Source organism: Sulfitobacter sp. HI0040 (assembly GCF_001634885.1).
GTDB lineage: Bacteria > Pseudomonadota > Alphaproteobacteria > Rhodobacterales > Rhodobacteraceae > Sulfitobacter.
In genome coordinates, this window is sequence record NZ_LWEX01000558.1 from 1 (window position 1) to 18,400 (window position 18,400).

General features: G+C 62.1%; 16 protein-coding genes. 4 read left to right on the plus strand and 12 right to left on the minus strand.

Going from position 1 to position 18,400, the window contains the following annotated elements:
* Nucleotides 1-154: 154 nt before the first annotated feature.
* The 12 genes from A3728_RS20515 to A3728_RS20570 all read right to left on the minus strand — a co-directional run bounded on the left by A3728_RS20515 (nucleotide 155) and on the right by A3728_RS20570 (nucleotide 14,208).
* Nucleotides 155-988 carry an ABC transporter permease gene (locus tag A3728_RS20515; protein ID WP_067928081.1) on the minus strand — a complete coding sequence of 278 codons (834 nt, stop codon included), beginning with the start codon at nucleotides 986-988 and terminating at the stop codon, nucleotides 155-157.
* Nucleotides 985-1,926 carry an ABC transporter permease gene (locus tag A3728_RS20520; RefSeq protein WP_201722135.1) on the minus strand — a complete coding sequence of 314 codons (942 nt, stop codon included), beginning with the start codon at nucleotides 1,924-1,926 and terminating at the stop codon, nucleotides 985-987. The genes A3728_RS20515 and A3728_RS20520 overlap by 4 nt, the downstream gene beginning before the upstream one ends.
* Before the next feature lie 74 nt (nucleotides 1,927-2,000).
* Complete coding sequence (locus tag A3728_RS20525; RefSeq protein WP_067928084.1) at nucleotides 2,001-3,545, minus strand: ABC transporter substrate-binding protein; 1,545 nt, start codon at nucleotides 3,543-3,545, stop codon at nucleotides 2,001-2,003.
* An 84-nt stretch (nucleotides 3,546-3,629) separates the two neighbouring features.
* Entirely contained in the window at nucleotides 3,630-5,282 is a 1,653-nt protein-coding gene (locus A3728_RS20530) for an amidase (RefSeq protein ID WP_067928087.1), read from the minus strand.
* A 130-nt stretch (nucleotides 5,283-5,412) separates the two neighbouring features.
* Complete coding sequence (locus A3728_RS20535; protein ID WP_067928090.1) at nucleotides 5,413-6,162, minus strand: DUF1028 domain-containing protein; 750 nt, start codon at nucleotides 6,160-6,162, stop codon at nucleotides 5,413-5,415.
* Between the two features lie 10 nt (nucleotides 6,163-6,172).
* Entirely contained in the window at nucleotides 6,173-7,966 is a 1,794-nt protein-coding gene (locus A3728_RS20540; protein ID WP_067928092.1) for a gamma-glutamyltransferase family protein, read from the minus strand.
* Between the two features lie 11 nt (nucleotides 7,967-7,977).
* Nucleotides 7,978-8,859, minus strand: coding sequence for an ABC transporter permease (locus A3728_RS20545; protein ID WP_067928095.1), 882 nt, complete (start codon nucleotides 8,857-8,859; stop codon nucleotides 7,978-7,980).
* Complete coding sequence (locus A3728_RS20550; protein ID WP_067928099.1) at nucleotides 8,856-9,800, minus strand: ABC transporter permease; 945 nt, start codon at nucleotides 9,798-9,800, stop codon at nucleotides 8,856-8,858. Before A3728_RS20550 ends, A3728_RS20545 begins: the two co-directional genes overlap by 4 nt.
* A 73-nt stretch (nucleotides 9,801-9,873) precedes the next feature.
* Nucleotides 9,874-11,385 (minus strand): ABC transporter substrate-binding protein, encoded by a 1,512-nt coding sequence (locus A3728_RS20555; RefSeq protein WP_067928102.1) that lies wholly within the window; start codon nucleotides 11,383-11,385, stop codon nucleotides 9,874-9,876.
* A gap of 5 nt (nucleotides 11,386-11,390) precedes the next feature.
* Nucleotides 11,391-12,491 (minus strand): ABC transporter ATP-binding protein, encoded by a 1,101-nt coding sequence (locus A3728_RS20560; RefSeq protein ID WP_067928106.1) that lies wholly within the window; start codon nucleotides 12,489-12,491, stop codon nucleotides 11,391-11,393.
* On the minus strand, nucleotides 12,488-13,495 hold the full coding sequence (locus tag A3728_RS20565; RefSeq protein ID WP_067928111.1) for an ABC transporter ATP-binding protein: 1,008 nt from the start codon (nucleotides 13,493-13,495) through the stop codon (nucleotides 12,488-12,490). The genes A3728_RS20560 and A3728_RS20565 overlap by 4 nt, the downstream gene beginning before the upstream one ends.
* Nucleotides 13,492-14,208: a FadR/GntR family transcriptional regulator gene (locus A3728_RS20570; RefSeq protein ID WP_067928116.1), complete on the minus strand. Its 717-nt coding sequence runs from the start codon at nucleotides 14,206-14,208 to the stop codon at nucleotides 13,492-13,494. Before A3728_RS20570 ends, A3728_RS20565 begins: the two co-directional genes overlap by 4 nt.
* Nucleotides 14,209-14,708: 500 nt before the next feature.
* Here A3728_RS20570 and A3728_RS20575 point away from each other — a divergent pair, with 500 nt between their 5' ends.
* From A3728_RS20575 to A3728_RS20590, 4 genes are all read left to right on the plus strand, one after another.
* The gene (locus A3728_RS20575; RefSeq protein ID WP_067928119.1) at nucleotides 14,709-15,839 is read left to right on the plus strand and encodes a TRAP transporter substrate-binding protein; all 1,131 of its coding nucleotides are present in this window, start codon (nucleotides 14,709-14,711) and stop codon (nucleotides 15,837-15,839) included.
* Between the two features lie 67 nt (nucleotides 15,840-15,906).
* Entirely contained in the window at nucleotides 15,907-16,491 is a 585-nt protein-coding gene (locus A3728_RS20580; RefSeq protein WP_067928122.1) for a TRAP transporter small permease subunit, read from the plus strand.
* Nucleotides 16,488-17,906, plus strand: coding sequence for a TRAP transporter large permease (locus tag A3728_RS20585; RefSeq protein ID WP_067928126.1), 1,419 nt, complete (start codon nucleotides 16,488-16,490; stop codon nucleotides 17,904-17,906). Before A3728_RS20580 ends, A3728_RS20585 begins: the two co-directional genes overlap by 4 nt.
* Nucleotides 17,896-18,400, plus strand: a 505-nt coding sequence (locus A3728_RS20590; RefSeq protein WP_236630587.1) for an amidase family protein, incomplete at its 3' end; no start/stop codon positions are given. The genes A3728_RS20585 and A3728_RS20590, both read left to right, overlap by 11 nt.

Genomic DNA, 18,400 nt, shown 5'->3' on the forward strand with positions numbered 1-18,400 from the left:
ATCAGACACCTCTGGTGCGCATCGAAAACCTCCGGGCGGAGTTCCGGGGCGATTGAAAAGCTGACATCCTCGACCCCAACGATAGGACCATCATCGCCCCGGAACTCCACCCGGAGGTTTTCGATGCGCACCAGAGGTGTCTGATCAACCGGCATTACGCCTCCTCTCTTGTGCGCGGGTCGAGCGCATCGCGCAGGGCATCCCCGAACATGTTGAGCCCGAGAACCGTCAAACCCACTGCGGCACCCGGTACCAGCGCCGTCCATGGCGCGCGATCGAGGTAATCGCGGGAGGCCTGGATCATCAGGCCCCAAGAGGCATCGGGCGGCTGGGTGCCGAGGCCGAGAAAGCTCAGACCGGCCTCAGCCAAGATCGCGAAGGCAAGGCTAATGGTGGACTGCACGATCACGACAGGCATGATGTTGGGCAAAATATGCAATGTGATCATGCGAAGATCCGAATTTCCGGCTGTCCGCGCGGCCTCCACATAGGGCATCTGGGCCACGCGCAAAGCCTCTCCCCGGATGATCCGTGCCAGAAACGGCGTAAACGCGATGCCAATCGCAATGATCGTGTTTTGCAAGTTCGGCCCCAGAACCGCACTGATCGTCAGTGCCAGCAGAAGGGCCGGAAAACTGAGGAGCGTATCCACCAGCCGCATCAAAACGTTATCAGTCGTTTTTCCCACATAGCCCGATATCAACCCAAGCGGCAGACCGATCACGATGGACATCAGGACTGCAGCGACCGCTATGAAGATCGAGGTTTGCGCGCCCAGCAAGACGCGGAAGAACAGGTCCCGTCCCAGTTGATCCGTGCCCAGCGGATGGCCCCATGTCGGCGGCGACAGCCGCGCGCGCATGTCCATCTGGGTCGCCCAGTCGGCGGGGATCAGTAAAGGGGCAAAGACAGCGACGGCCAGTACCGTCAGAACAACGACCGCCCCGAGGATGCCCTTGGCGCTACGGAAAGCCCTCGGCAGCTTCATGACAATCGTATCCGGGGATCGGCCACCGCATAGAGCAGATCGACAATCAGATTGGCCAGCATGACCACTGCAGCGATGACGAAAACGCTTGCCTGAATCAGCGGGATGTCACGGTTCAGAAGCGCCTGATAGGTCAGCCACCCCATGCCCGTGTAGTTGAAAAGGCTCTCTATCACGATGATAGAGCCGAATAGATACCCTACCTGAAGCCCCGCCACGGTCATCACCGGGCCCACGGCGTTAGCCAACCCGTAGCGCCATACCACCGTGTTTTCATTCAATCCCTTCGCGCGCGCCACGCGGATGAATTCCTGCTTCAAAATGCCGGTCATAGTCGCGCGGGTCATGCGGGTCAAATGGGCCATCAAACCGAGTCCAAGGGCGAGGGAGGGCAGCAAGGCATGACGCACCGCGCCTTCGAAATCCTCCACCGGGTCCACAAACCCCGAGGATGGCAGCCAGCCCAACCCGCGCGCGAACAGCAGGATGAGCATGATGCCCCAGAAAAAGTCCGGCAGGCTTACCCCCAGCATCGCCGTGGAACTGGCAGCTGTATCCTGCCACTTGTTGGCATGCACCGCCGCCCAGACGCCCAACGGAACGGCGCAGGCGAGTGCGATAGTCATGGAAAACAGAACCAGAAGCCCGCTGGCAGTCATTTTTTGAAGCAACAGCGGCGCGATCGGTTCCTTGAAGACGAGCGACGACCCCCAATCCCCTGTCAGCATTCCGGTAATCCAGCGACCATACTGGACGAGCAGCGGGTCGTTCAGGCCTAAGGATTCGCGCAGACCGGCAAGCGCTTCGGGGTTGGATTGCGTACCCATGATCATCATGGCGACATCCCCGGGCAGGATGTTGGTCACGGCGAAGGTGATCGCCGAGATCAGGAACAGGGTCAGCATCATCGAGAAGAAACGATTGAGGATATAACTCACGCGAGGTTCGCCTCTGTCACTGGATGGGAGAACCGGGGCGCGCGATCGCACGCCCCGGCCTGATCTATCGGCCTTTATCCTTCGGCAAGCCATACCTTATGAAAGCGCAGGTTGGAGCCGTTGGGATGCACGATGCTATCCAGTCCCTGCACCGCGGGCTGGGCGCCGATGGTCCCATTCCGGAACCAGAGGACCACGTCGAGCGTGTCGTCCCGGATGACCTCCTGAACTTCCTTGTAGATCGCCGCGCGCTCCGCTGGGTCGACCGTAACCCGCGCCTTGGCCGTCAGCTCGTCGACCTTGGGGTGCGAGATCTTGCGGTAGTTGAAGGCCCCTTCTGTGTTCCAAAGCGAGTAGTACAGGAAATCCGGTTCCCAGAGGGTGAAGAAGTTCATCATCGAGATCTGAAAATCCTTGTCGACCCAGACCTGGCTCAGCCAATCGGACCACGTAAGTTGTTCGATGGACGCATCGACCCCGGCCATGCGGAACCATTCCAGCATGATCTGGGCGGCCTCCACATGGTAAGGATAGTTGGTCGTCACCTTGAACACGACCGACAGATCGTTGGGTCCGTAGCCAGCCTCAGCCAGAAGTGTCTTGGCTTTCTCGATGTCCTGCGGACGCTGGGCCAGATCGCTGTTGTAGGATACCGAGGTAGGATAGCTAGGTGATGCCGTCGTTTCCCCCTGCCCCCAAAGCGCGCCTTCCAACAGCACGTCCTTGTCAATCATGTAGTCGAAAGCCTCGCGGACCTTCGGGTTCTGGAAAGGTTCGAAATCATGGTTGAAGTTCACGAAGTCCCAGTTCAGCGGAAACCATGCGACGACCTGCAAATCGCCGTCTGCTTCGATCTCGGCGATCCGGTCGGCGGGGATGTCGTTGATCATATGAAGCTCGCCCGTGCGCAACCCGGTCAGGCGCACGGTGGGTTCCGTAATCTCCCGCGCGATCACCTTGTCGAGATAGGCAGGCCCGTCCCAGTAATCCTCAAACCGCGCAAGCTCCACCTCATTGCCGAATTCGCGGCGAACAAAGCGGAAAGGCCCACAGCCGATGGGCGTGGTGCCCTGCTGCTCGCCTGATCCTTCTGGCATCACGACGCCAGCGCCGTTTTCGGCCAAACGGGACAGGAACGGCGCGTTTACTTCGCTCAACTGGACGATCACGGTCAGGTCGTCCGGGGTCTCGATGCTATCGACCGCGTTGAAAACCTCGAAATTCACCGCCCCCGTATCTGGGTCGCGGCAGCGGTCGAATGAATATTTCACATCCGCCGATGTCATTTCCTTACCATCGTGGAACATCACCCCCGGGCGCAGCCGGAAGGTGTAGGTCAGGCCGTCATCACTTTGCTCAAAGCTTTCGGCGAGGTTGGGAATGACCTTCAAATCCTTGTCGACCGTGACGATCGAATCGTGGACGTTCTGCAGCACCCGCCCGGTGGATGCCGTGCCGGTTTGGTGCATGTCGAGATTCTGGGTTGTTTCCGAATGCCCCCAGATCAGCGTTCCACCACGCACGGGTTCAGATTGCGCGATTGCCGGGCTGCCGAGGCCATAGAGGATCGTGCCTCCCATCAGTGCCGAGGTAGTCTTAAGAAATTCCCTACGTTTCATCTTTCGATCTCCTTGTTGCACATGAACCGGGCCAATTCGCCGGTCCGTCAGTCTTTGCCGGCCTTGGCTGGCCGGTTCTGTTGCTCAATCAGGCAGGCGCGGCCGCTCATCCGCGACGCCAAGGCGGGCTTCGAGAGCCTGCCCGAGATTCAGGATCGTTCCTTCATCGAAAAGACGCCCCCAGAGGGAAATGCCCTGCGGGACGCGATGCCTCTCGCCTTCCGTGTCCGCTTCCCCGGTGGTCAGCTTGCCCTCCCCCAACGAGGCGGGGCTACGCGTGCCGAGGTCTTCGAACCCTGCCCGAAGATGCAGGCAGGGGTGGCCGGTGAAATTCGATGCAACGAGCATGGGCCCCGTCATGAAGGGCCCTATCAGCGCATCGACTTTACCGAACAAATCATCGAGCGCTTGCATCACAAGATACCGAAGCCGGTCGAGTTGCACGTGATCGACCGCGGAAAGGAAACGCGCCTTGCGGAAGGTGTTGGGCCAAGCCCCATCATCCTGCCACGTCAGCGTGTCGTCGGCATCTGTCAGCGTCAATCCCTCGAACGCCGCCGCCGCTTCGGCATAGAGTATATTCATCAGCGAGGCATAGGGCAGGTCGGGCAGTGACACCTCGAACACTTCGATGCCCAGATCCTTCGCCGCCTTCAGCGCCGCTTGGTCCACATCTGTGGCCCCCTCTCCGAAGGCTTCCGGCAGATAGCCCAGTTTTATCCCTTTAATGCTTTTGTTTCCATCAAAGGCAAAAGGGGCATGGATCGAACTGCGATCTGCCGGATCCCCACCGTTGATGGCTGCCAGAACCAGCGCCGTGTCCTCGACACCCCGGCAAATGGGTCCCACCTTGTCGAGAGACCAGCAAAGTGCCATCGCCCCTGCCCGGCTGACGCGCCCAAAGGTAGGCCGCAGCCCGGTCGTGCCACATCGCTGCGAAGGCGATGTGATGGAACCAAGCGTTTCGGTTCCGATCGCAAAGCCGCAAAGCCCCGCCGCGGTGGCCGAAGCCGACCCCGCACTGGAGCCGGAGGAGCCTTCCTCCGTGTTGAAGGGATTGCGCGTCACCCCACCGTACCAAATATCGTTATAGGCCAACGCGCCAACCGTCGTCTTGCCCAAAAGCACGGCCCCCGATTCGCGCAGGAGGGTCACGACGCGGGCATCCTTATCCGGCACGCGGTCCTGAAAGGGTTCCGCACCCCAGCCGGTGACCACGCCGTCAGTGTCGAACAGATCTTTCACGCCATATGGCACGCCGTGCAGCGGCCCGCGGGATTCACCATTCGCCGTCAGCGCATCCATCGCATCTGCCTCAGCCAAGGCCCGCTCTGGGATCACTTCGGCAAAACACCACAGCTTGGGATTGTGACTTTCGATGCGCTCCAGATAGATTTCGGTCAACCGTCTGCTGGTCAGCGCACCAGAGGCAATCCATGTTCCAAGCTGAGGCAGAGTCGCAAAGGCGATATCTGCATCATTGTCGGGTAGCGGCTCTTCGACGGTCGTTCCGGTCACACCATGAGCCGTGGGCATTTCAAAGCCTGGCAGGCGTGGATCGAACCGGAGGCTCATAGGAACGGAATTGGGTAGGTCCACCTCCCGCCGGGCCATGGCGGAATCGATCTGACCTGCCAGATTTCCCACCATCTGGGCCCGCTCACGGGTGGTATAGGCAACCGCGAGCAGCTTCTCGGCTGCCTCAATATCCGCTTCGGTGATCTTCTGGTCGCTCATCATTCCCCCCTTTGCAAATTTACATCGTTTCGATCCGTAGCCGGCCATCGGCGCGCGGGTTCGGCAATCGCGGGATCGGGCATAAATTTGCCCCTTAGCGGCGCATCACCGTGGCTATCCCAACGCGCCCTCACAGCGGTGTCGCGAAAGACCGGCTCTCGCGCCCTTCGGATTTTCGGCGCTCCTCGGCAGCGGCGATTTCCGCGTCGATGTCTTTTCGGTCAAGCATACCATGTGGATTGGCAAGGGTCGGGAGCGTTTTCGCCATGATGAGGTAACGCTCCTGCGCGACGGCATAGAGCCTGCGCAACTCGGCCAGTGGATCGGGGTGGTCGTCGGCGCGCAGATCGAGCCATGGATAGGGCTGATCCCGGTACACGATCACTGCTGCCGATTGGGTGCCACGCTTGTCGCCGCCCGCCGCCGCGCCGGCCTCCATCGCCGTCATGAGCCGTTCGATCAGAGGCGCATCGCCGTGCGCCTGAAAGGCCGACAGCGTGTCCTGAACGACCGCTTCGCCCGCCAGCATGTTGCCCGCGACCGATACGCCTTCGGCGCTCGCATGGCCGCACCAGTCTATGCATTCAGACCCGGTGTAGGCCGCCGTCCGCCCTTGGGCGTCGACCATGTGCAATTGCCGGTTCGCGCGGCCTTTGTCAGCACCCACCAGCGCATCCAGCACATCCTGCGGCGCGCCGCCGTTCGCCAGCAGATCCGCCGCTTCGATACCCCAGAGCGGGTTGACGAAGGCTTGCGTGGCAACTGCCCCCTTGCCGGCCCGGATATGGGGAACCAGCGCGCCCACGGCAAAGAACCGGCTGGCGACGGCCACCCCCATCTCGCCGGTTCGGGCGTCTCGTGCCACGATCGAATAGGTCATTGCAGTCTCCTCATCGGCCAATCGCATAGGCTTGCATCAATCGGGGTGTCGCTGCCGCGCGCAGCAGGCCATCGGGGGCGCGGCTGGCTGCGGTCAGTCGCCCGATGGTCCAGGGCTCCGCCACGGTGACCACATGACCCCGGGCGCGCAGGTCGGCGATCACGGTATCGCCGAAATCAGGCTCCACCATCAGGTGGCCGGGCTGCACCACGCGCGGATCGAAGGAGCCCTGAAAATGCGCGGTGTTGAACAGCGGCGCGTCGATCGCCTCCTGCAGGTTCATGTCGCTGTGCACCAGCCGGAGAAAGAGCATCAGTTGCCATTGGTCCTGCTGGTCGCCGCCGGGGGTGCCGAAGGCGTGCTGCGTTCCGTCCGGTGCCTGCGCCATCGACGGCGACAGCGTCGTGCGTGGCCGTCGCCCGGGGGCCAGCGATGTGGGCAACCCCTCGTCCAGCCAGAACATCTGCGCGCGGCTGTTGAGCGGCATGCCCAACCCCGGCACGACCGGCGAGCTTTGCAACCATCCCCCCGACGGCGTGGCAGAAACCGAATTACCCCAGCGGTCGATCACATCGATATGCACCGTATCGCCGCGCTTTTCCGACAAATGCGCCATGGTGGGTTCGCCTGCACCGACTCCGCCGCCCGATAATTGTTCGCTTGCCTTGGCACGCGCGATGGCGGCATCGGCAAGATGTTCGAACCCCGGGATCCGTCCGGGTTGCTGGATCAGGCTGGCCTCCGCGCCCAAGCCGGTCCGCCGTTCCACCGCATAGGCCCGGGACAAGAGGATATCGGTCGGAATGTCGCTTTGCGCCGGGTCGCCGTAATACGCCTCACGGTCCGCGAAGGAGAGTTTCATCGCCTCGGTCACGGTATGGACAAAGTCAGCGCTTCGGCTGTCCATCGCCGCGATGCCGCTGCCCTCCAGCAGACGCAGGGATTGCAGCATCGTGGGCCCCTGGCTCCAGATTCCTGCTTTCCACAGCGTCCATCCTTCGTAATCGACGGCGAGCGGCGCTTCATAGGTCGCTTCCCACCGGGCCATGTCGTCGCCGGTCAGAACGCCCCGGTGCTTGCTGCCGGACGCATCCATGACACAGGCTGTGCGCATCCAGTCGTCGATCGCTTCGGCCACGAACCCCTTGTNGAATGCACGCCGCGCCGCTTCGATTTGCGCCTCCCGCCCCTTGGCCGCCTCCGCCTCCTGCAAAAGCCGCTCCCAGGTATCGGCCAGCGCCGGGTTGCGGAACAGCGCATCCGCCTCGGGCACCCGGCCCCCGGGCAACCAGGTCTCATACGACGTGGGCCATTCATCCCTGAAGAAATCAGCCAGCCCCGCGATCGTGGCGGCAACACGCGGCAGCATGGGATGGCCGTGGCGCGCATAATGGATTGCGGGTTCCAGAACGTCACGCAGGGGCAGCCGCCCATGATCGTGCAGAATTAGCATCCATGCGTCGAAAGACCCGGGCACTACCGTTGCCAGCAGACCGGATCCGGGGATCCGCTCCAGCCCCTCGGCGCGGTAGTGATCGATGCTGGCGCCCGCGGGGGCGACCCCCTGCCCGCAGATCACCACGGGCGCGTCCTCGCCCGCCGTGCGGACCAGCGCGGGCATGTCGCCCAGCGGGCCGTTCAGATGCGGCTCCACCACCTGAAGCGTGAATCCCATCGCGGCGGCGGCATCCGCGGCCGACCCCCCCGCTTCGAGGATTTTCATGCCGACGGCGGAAGCGATCCAATGCGTCGACGTGGCAACCCCGAAGGTGCCCTTGATCTCCGGTCTGGTGGTAAAGCCCATGCCGCCCGTCCTCAATGATCGCGCGGGTCAAGCGCGTCGCGCAGCCCGTCGCCCAGCAGGTTGAAACCAAGCACCACGAGGAAGATCGCAACCCCCGGATAGAGCGCCATCCATGGTGCCTGGTCCAGAAAGTTCTTGGCAGTGTTCAGCATCGCACCCCAGCTGGGTGCGGGGGGTTGTTGACCCAGCCCCAGAAAGGACAGCGATGCTTCGGCAATGACCGCGGTGGCGATTGTCAGCGTCGACTGCACGATGATCGGCGGCACGATGTTGGGCAGGATGTAGCGCCCGATCATGCCCACATGTCCGATCCCAACGGCGCGGGCGCTTTCCACGTAATCTTCGGTCATCACGATCAGCGTCTGCGCGCGCGCCAGCCGGATGAAGACCGGCATCGCCGATAGGCCGATGGCGATCATCGCATTGGTCAGCGACGGGCCCAGAAAGGCCGCGAGCGCGATGGCGAGGATCAGGAAGGGCGCCGCCAGCAGCGCCTCGGTAAAGCGTGAGATGACGGCATCGGTCCAGCCGCGCATATAGCCCGCCAACATGCCGAGCGGCATGCCCAGAAAGACGGCGATCAAGACGGAAACCACCCCCGCCAGAAGGGACGCCTGCGCCCCCCAGATCATCCGGCTCAGAACATCGCGCCCGATTTCGTCGGTGCCGAAAGGATGCGCCCAGGTGGGGGCCTTGCGGACCGCACCCCAATCGGTCTCGGCGGGGCCGGGTACCGGAAGGACGGGGGCCAGCAACGCGACGATCAGGAAGAACAGGACGATCACCCCGCCCAGCAGGGCCGATGGACTGCGGCGAAACTTTTCCCACGCGCGGTTGCGGCGGCGGGGCGGCAGCGGGTCGGCCGCCACCTGCGGATCGACGACGGCGGTCATTGCTGGGACATCCTCGGGTTCAGGATGCGATAGGCCGCATCGGCCAGAATATTCATGAAGATAAAGGCGATACCGGTGCACAACACGATGCCCTGCACCACCGCATAGTCACGGTTGAAGACCGCATCGACCACCAGCTTGCCAAAGCCCGGGATGGTGAAGATCTGCTCCGTCAGGACGGCACCGGCCAAAAGCTCTCCGAACAGGAGGGTGATCACGGTCACAACGGGCACCAGCGCATTGCGCAGCGCGTGTTTGACCAGCACCACCCGTTCCTGCAGCCCTTTCGCGCGGGCGGTCCGCACATAGTCGGATTTCAGAACGCTCAGCATGGCGGAGCGCGTGTGACGCATCAGCGTCGCCGCGATGGCGGTGCCCAGCACGAAGGCGGGCATGATCATGACACGGATGGATTGCAGCGGGTCTTCGGTCAGCGGCACGTAGCCCGACGCGGGTAACCAGCCCAGTTTCACCGAAACCAGCAGGATCAGCATGATACCCAGCCAGAAGTTCGGCACCGACAGCCCCGAAAGCGCGGTGATATTGGCGACCCAGTCGATCCAGGTGCCCTTTTTGTAGGCCGACAGGACCCCCGCGGGAATTCCGATGAGAATGGCGATGATCAGGGCCATGACCGCAAGCTGGATCGTGACGGGCAGCTTTTCCCCGATCAGTTCCAGCACCGGCTGCTGGGTCCGCAGCGAAATGCCCAGATCGCCCTGAAGCGCATTGCCCGCCCAGGCCAGATACTGCATCGGAACGGGATCGTTGAACCGGTACTTCTCGCGCAGCGCGGCGATCACCTCCGGGTCGCGCTCTTCCCCCGCCATGACGAGGATCGGATCACCCGGCAGCAGATGCTGGAGGGAGAACACGAAGATCGAGATCAGGATGATCGTCGGGATCGCGGTCAATATCCTGCGTCCGAGAAAAGTCAGCATTGCGGAATCCCTGGATTGCACCGGCTACGTGGTGCCGCCCCGGTTTCCCGGAGCGGCGATCTTCAGACGAGCCTTATTCTTCGATGGACACGCCGTGCAGCCGGATCATGCCGTCGGGATAGGGCTCGAACCCCTTGATGTCCTTGTCCAGCGCCCAGATCCAAACCGGGTGGTAGAGATAGACGATGGGCATGTCTTCCTGCTGTTTGGCAATCGCAGCGCTATAGCTTTCCTTGCGCACCGCCGGATCGGTGGAAAGGCGCGCTTCGTCGAGCAAACGGTCCATCTCCGGATCGGAGTACTTGGAGTCGTTGATGCCGCCTTCCGTCGTCATGAACTGGTGGATGTTGCCATCGGGATCGACCCGGCCCGACCAGCCGACCTGGCTGGCGGTGTAATCGCCCGCCGACTGGTCAGCCAGAAGCGTGGCGAATTCCTTGGCCGCAAGTTCGATCTTGATGCCCGCCTCGCTCGCCATGGACTGGATCACCTGCATGACCTGCGTCTGCACCGGGTTGTTGGCGACCTGAATTTCCACCGTTACGCCATCGGGAAAGCCCGCCTCGGCCAGCAGCGCCTTGGCAGCTTCCACATCACGCTCGGGCACCGTGAAATCCGGGTTGTACCACGGCGAGGTGGGCGAAAACGGTTGATTGCCGGTCGCAAAGGCGCCCTCAAAGACGACCTGGTTCAGCGCGTTGCGATCGATTGCCAGGGACAGGGCCTTGCGGACCGCTGCATTCTGGCCCAGCGGGTTTTCGGCACCAGCCCCATTCGCCACGTTGATCGTGATGCCTTGATAGCCAAGGGAGGTTGCCTTTTCGACCTTGATACCGTCGTCAGCCTCGGCCGAAGACAGATCTGTCGCCGCAAGCCGTTCCAGCATGTCCAGATCGCCTGCCCGAAGATTGGCAAGCCGCACGGTCGTATCCGGGATCGGCAGGAAGGTGACGGTATCGAAGTTGATCTCATCCGCGCGATAATAATCGTCGAACTTCTCCAGCACGATGCGGTCCTGCTGGATGCGTTCCTTGAACTTGAAGGGGCCCGCGCAGACGGGGTTCAGACCAAAGGATTCACCTGCTTCACCGGCGGCCTTGGGCGATACCATCATCCCGGCACGGTCGGCGAATTGTGCCAGCAGCGTGGCATCGGGCGCCGAGAGCGTGAATTTGATCGTGTGCTCGTCAATCACTTCGGTCCCGGTGATGGACTGCACTTCGGACTTGCGGCGGCTCAGTTCGAAGTTCTGCGACCGGTCGATGTTGGCGGCCACGGCTTCGGCGTTGAACGGCTCTCCGTCGTGGAAGGTGACGCCTTCCTGCAGCTTCATGGTCAGCTCGGTGCCGTCGGCATTCCATTCCCATTCCCGGGCCAGCATCGGGATGATCTCTAGCTCCGGCGTGATGTCTACCAGCTTGTCACAGAGCGACGCATAGACGATGCGGCCAACGAAGGTTCTGGATTGATCGGGGTCCAGCACATCGGGGTCTTCTTGCAGGCCGATTTTCAGGTCCTGGGCCTGGGCCAGGCTGCTCGTGGTGGCAAGCAGTGCCGCAAGCCCCAGTGTTTTCAACATATGCATTCCATTTACTCCTCTGTTTGCAGGGTCGTGGTTTTCGGGTGAGCCGACCGCGCCGCCAAGGCGGCGCTGTATCGTTCGAAACGATCGGCGACGGCCGCGGGCCGGGTCTGTTCTTCGGCGGTGATCCCTTCCAGCGTCAGGCTTTCGGCAAAGTGGCAGGCCACCTGTCGCTCTGCGCCGCAGTCGCGCAGCACCGGCCTTTCGGTCCGGCAGCGATCCTCGGCATAGGGGCAGCGCGGATGGAACCGGCATCCCGGCGGGGGTGAAATCGGGTTCGGGGGGTCGCCCTCGATCTTGGTGCGCACCTTACGCGCGCCGGTCGTGGGCAGCGGAATCGCAGACAGCAACGCTTCGGAATAGGGATGCGCGGGCGCGGCGAAAACCTCTGCCGCATCGCCAAGCTCGACGATTTCGCCCAGATACATCACGGCCACTCGGTCCGCGATATGCCGGATCACCGCGAGGTCATGGGCAATAATGATCAGCGTCAGGCCAAATTCATCCTTCAGGTCTTCCAGAATGTTGACCACCTGCGCCTGAATCGAGACATCGAGCGCCGAGACGGGTTCATCCCCGATCACTACCCGCGGTTCTGTCGCAAGTGCGCGGGCAATGCCGATGCGCTGGCGCTGACCGCCGGAAAATTCGTGCGGATAACGATCCGCATGTTCCGGCCGCAGCCCCACCTTGCGCAGCAGATCGGCCACCTTGGCGCGCTGTTCGGCTCTGGTTCCGATATTGTGGATGCGCAGGGGTTCGCGGATCAGCGCACCGACCGTCATGCGCGGGTTCAGCGACGAAAACGGATCCTGAAAGATGAACTGCATCTCGCGCCGCAGGTCCCGCAACTCTGCCCCCGACAATGCGGAAATATCGCGCCCCTGATATACCACCGATCCTTCGGAGGCGGTGATGAGATGCGACAGTAGCCGCGCGAGGGTAGACTTGCCGCACCCCGATTCCCCCACGATGGCGAAGGTTTCGCCCTCGGCAATCGCAAGATCCACGCCATTGACCGCCTGCACCACCTTCGGCGCACCGAAAAGCGGCTTGCTGGCGATGAAACGGCGCGACAGGCCGCGGGCCTCAAGGATGGGCGTGGTCATGCCGGCTCCTCCTCTTCGGGGGCGGGCACGGCAAGTTCGATGGGCGCATGCCAGCAGGCGACCCGGTGGCCGGATTTCAGCTCCACCAGCGGCGGCGGCATGTTGCAGGTGCTGTCCGCGAAGGGACAGCGCGGGGCGAACCTGCAGCCCGCGGGCATGTCCTGCGGGCTTGGCACCGCCCCGGGGATGGTCACCAGTCGCTCACCCTTGCCAGCGAGTGACGGCATGGAGCACATCAGCCCGATGGTATAGGGATGCTGCGGATCATCGAATACCTGTGCCGTGCTACCCGCTTCGACAATGCGACCCGCATACATCACCGCGACCTTGTCGGCCATTTCGGCGACCACCCCCAGATCATGCGTGATCATGATCTGCGCGGTTCCCGTTTCGCGCCCGAGGTTGCGCATCAGGTCAAGGATCTGCGCCTGTATCGTGACATCGAGCGCGGTTGTCGGCTCATCCGCGATCAACAGCGCCGGATCGTTTGCCAGCGCCATCGCGATCATCACCCGTTGCCGCATACCCCCCGAAAGCTGATGCGGATAATCATCGAGCCGGCTTTCCGCCGCGGGAATACGCACGCGCTCCAGCATCTCCAGCGCGCGCGCCCTGCCCTCCTCGCGCGATACGTCGCGATGTTCGCAAACGGCCTCTGCAATCTGATCCCCGATCCGAAGCGCGGGATTGAGAGAGGTCATCGGCTCCTGAAAAATCATCGCGATCCGGTCGCCGCGCAGGTCGCGCAGCGCCTTTTGCGATACCGAAAGCAGGTCGGTCTGCTGGAACATTGCACTGCCGCCCGAAATCTTCAGCGGTGTGCCTTCCAGAAGCCCCATCAGCGCCAGCGCCGTCAGGCTTTTGCCGCAGCCGGATTCCCCCACGATGCAAAGCGTCTCCCCCGCTTCGAGGGTGAAGCTGACATTATCGACCAGCGGCCGCGCCACCCCTGCCACACCGACCGAGAGGCCCTTGACCTCGAGAAGAGGCGCGTTGCCGGTCATTTCTCCTCCTGACGGAGCGAACTTCTCAGGTTGAGGAAAAGTGTTTCGAGATGCTCCCGCATCGCCTTGGCCGCCGCCGGGCCGTCGCGCGCGTCGATGGCGTCGATGATCCGCCCATGCTGATCGTTATACATCTCGCGTGTCTCGGGTGTGCGGGCACGGTGCCGCTTGCGCTGCCACTCCTCGCCCATGCGCACCTCGTCGATCAGGGTGAAAGCGGTCAGCATCAGGCGGTTTCCTGCGATCCGCGCAATTGCCCGGTGCAATGCACCGTCCCACAGCTCTGCCGCCTCCGCACCGCCGGCGTCGATCGTCCGGTCCGCCAGACGCCGCAGCTTTGCCACATCGTCCGCCGTGGCGCGGCGCGCGCATAGATCGGCCAATGCCGGTTCGATGCACAGACGCGCCTCCATCGCGGTCAGGGGATCGACCTCGGACGCGATCCGTGCGGCCAGTTCTTCCGTGGGATCGGGCGGCTGGCCGACAAAGGTGCCCTTGCCCTGCTTCCGCCAGACGAGACCTTCGGCCTCCAATTGATCGAGCGCCCGCCGAACGGACCGCCGCCCGGCCCCGAACGCTGCAGCAAGGTTCCGCTCCGTCGGCAAGCGCCCGTCGGACGGAACGAGATCATTGGTCACGATCTGGCGAATTTCCTGCAGGACACGCAGGTTTTCCGACAGGTCGCTTTCCTTCCGGTCGCCGTCTGGTTGCATTTGCGATCCAAAACATTTCTCGATTGGTGTGAACCAATCATCATTTGGTTCGGGTCGACCTGTCAACACTTTTCCCGGAAACTTTGTCATCCGGACGCTGATTCAGCTGAGCGGCCCCCAAGCCCGGAAATTTGGAACTTCGCCTTCGGCTGCGACATTTCGGCGCTGCAGGGCAGTGGAAGGCCAGCGCCAAATAAATTTTTACATACCGCCGCCGAAACCGCAGTTTCCCCCTAAATGCACGGCATTTTTGACCTAGCGGAAACTTGGGTATTTATATCGTGACGACACGGGTGAGTTTTGCGGTTGAGCCGTCCTGAAAAGGTGCCCCCTCTGACGCGCCTCTCACCCCATTCCCGGCCTCAGCCGCCGTCGGGGCCGAGAAGACGCCTTGCAAACCGGATGCATTTGGATACTGTTTGACCTTACGTCGTCTTATCGCGTGCAGCCAACGCAGCACGTACAGGGAGTCTGTTTGACGATCGCTTCGGAGGGGAAATATGACCAATTCTACAAAATTTAATCGCCGCTCGTTCCTGGCAAAATCCGCGCTAGGCGGCGGGGCTGCCGCGGGCAGCATGCTCGCTGCACCCGCAGTGCTTGCTCAGGCGCCGATTGTCATCAAGATGCAGACATCGTGGAACGATGCGAACATCTGGCAGGACTTTGCCCGTGACTACGCGACCCGTGTGGAGGAAATGTCCGGCGGCCGTCTCAAGGTCGATGTGCTGCCCGCGGGCGCCGTCGTGGCGGCGTTCCAGGTGCTTGACGCCGTGAACGACGGCCTGATCGACGCGGCGCATTCGGTGCCTGTCTATTGGTACGGCAAGAACAAGGCGGCGTCCCTGTTCGGCACGGGCCCGGTTTTCGGCGGCTCGGCGACGACGATGCTGTCGTGGTTCTATCAGGGTGGCGGTCAGGAGCTCTATAACGAGCTGACACAGGACATCATGGGCCTCGACGTTGTCGGCTACATGGGTTTCCCGATGTTTGCCCAGCCCTTCGGCTGGTTCAAGCAGGAAGTGAACAGCGTCGAAGACCTGCAGGGCTTCAAGTACCGTACCGTGGGCCTCGCGGCGGACCTGATGGCGAAGCTCGGCATGTCGGTGGCTCAGTTGCCCGGCGGTGAAATCGTGCCCGCGATGGAACGCGGCGTGATCGACGCCTTCGAGTTCAACAACCCCTCGTCGGACAAGGATTTCGGTGCGCAGGACGTGGCGAAGAACTACTATCTGTCGTCCTATCACCAGGCGTCGGAGAGCTTCGAATTCCTGTTCTCCCGCACCTTCCTCGAAGACCTCGATCCCGATCTTCAGGCAATCCTGAAGTACGGGGTGGAAGCGGTTTCGACGGCCAACACCGCCAAGGCGATGGACCGCTATTCCGCGGACCTTCAGTTCCTGCAGAACGAGGCGGGTGTCACCGTGCGGCGCACCTCGAAGGAAATCCTCGATGCGCAGCTCAAGGCCTGGGACGAACTGATCCCGGAACTGGAAAGCGATCCCTTCATGAAAAAGACACTCGACAGCCAGCGTGACTGGGTCAGCCGCGTGTCCTATTATGAGCTGATGAACGCGCCTGACTACGGTCTCGCCTACGAGCACTATTTCCCGGGCAAGATCACGCTCTGATCACGCCAATGAAGTCTGAACTCCGGCGCCGTAACGCGCCGGAGTATCTGCGAGATACAGAGGCATCATGATTTCTTTCATTCGGTTCGCCGACACCCTCTCCGCGTGGTTCGGGAAAGCCTTCGCATGGCTCATCCTGCTCATGTCGATCGGCACAGGGTACGAAGTGTTCGTCCGCTACGTGATGAACAACCCCACAGCCTGGGCGCTGGACGTGTCCTTCATCATGTACGGGACCCTGTTCATGATGGGCGGGGCCTATACCCTGTCGCGGGGCGGGCATGTGCGCGGAGACTTTCTCTATCGTCTGTTAAAGCCGCGGACACAGGGCATGATCGATCTTGTCCTCTACGTCATCTTCTTCTTTCCCGGCGTCACCGCGATGATCTTCGCGGGATGGAAGTACGCCGCGCGCTCCTGGCAGTACGGCGAAGTATCCGTCAACAGCCCGGCGGGCGTTCCCATCTACCAGTTCAAGACGGTGATCGTCGCAGCCGGCATATTGCTCTTCATCCAAGGCATGGCACAGGTTTGTCGCTGCATCATCGCAATACGTTCCAATTACTGGCTCGAAGCTGAGGAAGACGTGTTCGAAACCGAAGACCTCATGATGCGTGAAGCCAACCAGGCCGAGAAAGACCATATCACATGACCGACCCGCTTATTGCCCTGATGATGCTCGGCTTGTTCATCGTCTTCGTCTTTCTGGGCTTTCCGATCGCCTTCACGCTCATGGCGATGGGCATCGGCTTTGGCTATTACGCCTATTTCGACGCGCGGCGCATGTGGCGCAGCTTTGACCGTCTGGATGAAACCGCCGGACAATGGGAACAATGGTCCACATGGTTGGAGGGCTTCTTCAGTAACCGAATATTCGACCTATTCGTGAACCAGACGTTCACCGTGATGTCGAACGAAGTGCTGACCGCCGTGCCGCTCTTTCTGTTCATGGGCTACATCGTCGAACGGGCGAACATCGTTGACCGGCTGTTTTCGACCCTCAATGTCGCCTCCAAGAACATTCCCGGATCCATGGGCGTGGCCGCGCTGATTACCTGCGCGCTCTTCGCGACCGCCACAGGCATCGTGGGTGCCGTGGTTACGTTGATGGGTCTGCTCGCCCTGCCCGCCATGCTCAAGGCGCGCTATGATCCTTCCTTCGCGGCAGGTATCATCTGCGCCGGTGGTACGTTGGGGATCCTGATCCCGCCGTCGATCATGCTGATCGTCTATGCGGCGGCGACGAACGTCTCTATCGTGCGGCTTTATGCGGCGGCGCTGCTGCCCGGGCTGACGCTGGTGGGCCTCTACCTTGTCTACATCATGGGCCGGTCGATCCTGCAGCCGTCCTCGGCCCCGCGGCCGACGGCGGACGAGGTGCCGGACGTGCCGATGGGCAAACTGCTCCTCATGATCGCGACGTCGTTCCTGCCGCTTGCGTTTCTCATCTTCGCGGTTCTGGGCTCGATCCTCTTTGGCCTCGCCACGCCGACGGAGGCTGCGTCAATCGGCGCGCTGGGGGGCATCTTCCTTGCCTTCATCTACCGCGCGATGACATGGCAGCGGATGCGCGAAAGCGTCTATCTGACCGTCCGCACCACGGCGATGGTGTGCTGGCTCTTCGTCGGCTCCTACACGTTCTCGGCTGTCTTTTCCTACCTTGGCGGAGAGCACATCATCTCCGACTTCGTACAGTCGCTGAACCTGTCGCCGCTGATGTTCCTGATCCTTGCGCAGCTGATCATCTTCCTGCTCGGCTGGCCGCTGGAATGGTCCGAGATCATCATCATCTTCGTGCCGATCTTCCTGCCGCTGCTCGCGGTCTTCGAAATCGACCCGTTGTTCTTCGGCATCCTCGTTGCGCTCAACCTGCAAACGAGCTTCCTGACGCCACCCATGGCCATGTCGGCCTATTACCTGAAGGGGATCGCGCCACCCGAACTGCGCCTGACGCAGATTTTCGCAGGGGTCATGCCGTTCCTGTTCTGCGTGATCGTGTCGATGGTTCTGATGTACATCTTCCCGTCCATCGTCTTCTACCTTCCTGAGCTCTTCTATGGGCGCTGAGACCCGCATGCCGAAGGGCGCGATGACGCCTGTCAGCGTGTCCGAGCTGCGCGACCGGTTGGCCAGCGGCGCACTCGATGCACTGACCCTCGTGGAAAGCTGCATCGCGCGGATCGAGGAGCGCGAGGAAGAGGTTGGCGCCTGGGCCTGGTTCGATCCGGACTTCGCCCGGGCTCAGGCCCGTACGCTCGACACGTACCGCCGGGCTGGCAGACCGCTGGGGCGCTTGCACGGGCTGCCCGTCGGCCTGAAGGATGTGATCGACACCCAGCGCATCCCGACAGAAAACGGCACCGCCCGTGACAAGGGCCGCGTGCCCCTGCGGGACGCTTTCATCGTCGAAAGGCTCAAGAGGGAAGGCGCAATCATCATGGGCAAGACGGTCACGACCGAACTTGCCTTCATGGACCCGGGAAAGACGGCGAACCCCCATAACACCGCGCATACGCCGGGCGGCTCCTCGCAGGGGTCGGCGGCTGCCGTGGCCGCCGGGA

Bases quoted from the DNA above. Each gene is read 5' to 3' on its own strand.
- A3728_RS20560 (WP_067928106.1), bottom strand. From the start codon at position 12,491: ATGACCACGCCCATCCTTGAGGCCCGCGGCCTGTCGCGCCGTTTCATC.
- A3728_RS20575 (WP_067928119.1), top strand. From the start codon at position 14,709: ATGACCAATTCTACAAAATTTAATCGCCGCTCGTTCCTGGCAAAATCC.
- A3728_RS20565 (WP_067928111.1), bottom strand. From the start codon at position 13,495: ATGACCGGCAACGCGCCTCTTCTCGAGGTCAAGGGCCTCTCGGTCGGT.
- A3728_RS20585 (WP_067928126.1), top strand. From the start codon at position 16,488: ATGACCGACCCGCTTATTGCCCTGATGATGCTCGGCTTGTTCATCGTC.
- A3728_RS20535 (WP_067928090.1), bottom strand. From the start codon at position 6,162: ATGACCTATTCGATCGTGGCACGAGACGCCCGAACCGGCGAGATGGGG.
- A3728_RS20515 (WP_067928081.1), bottom strand. From the start codon at position 988: ATGAAGCTGCCGAGGGCTTTCCGTAGCGCCAAGGGCATCCTCGGGGCG.
- A3728_RS20550 (WP_067928099.1), bottom strand. From the start codon at position 9,800: ATGCTGACTTTTCTCGGACGCAGGATATTGACCGCGATCCCGACGATC.
- A3728_RS20525 (WP_067928084.1), bottom strand. From the start codon at position 3,545: ATGAAACGTAGGGAATTTCTTAAGACTACCTCGGCACTGATGGGAGGC.
- A3728_RS20570 (WP_067928116.1), bottom strand. From the start codon at position 14,208: ATGCAACCAGACGGCGACCGGAAGGAAAGCGACCTGTCGGAAAACCTG.
- A3728_RS20555 (WP_067928102.1), bottom strand. From the start codon at position 11,385: ATGCATATGTTGAAAACACTGGGGCTTGCGGCACTGCTTGCCACCACG.
- A3728_RS20530 (WP_067928087.1), bottom strand. From the start codon at position 5,282: ATGAGCGACCAGAAGATCACCGAAGCGGATATTGAGGCAGCCGAGAAG.
- A3728_RS20580 (WP_067928122.1), top strand. From the start codon at position 15,907: ATGATTTCTTTCATTCGGTTCGCCGACACCCTCTCCGCGTGGTTCGGG.
- A3728_RS20545 (WP_067928095.1), bottom strand. From the start codon at position 8,859: ATGACCGCCGTCGTCGATCCGCAGGTGGCGGCCGACCCGCTGCCGCCC.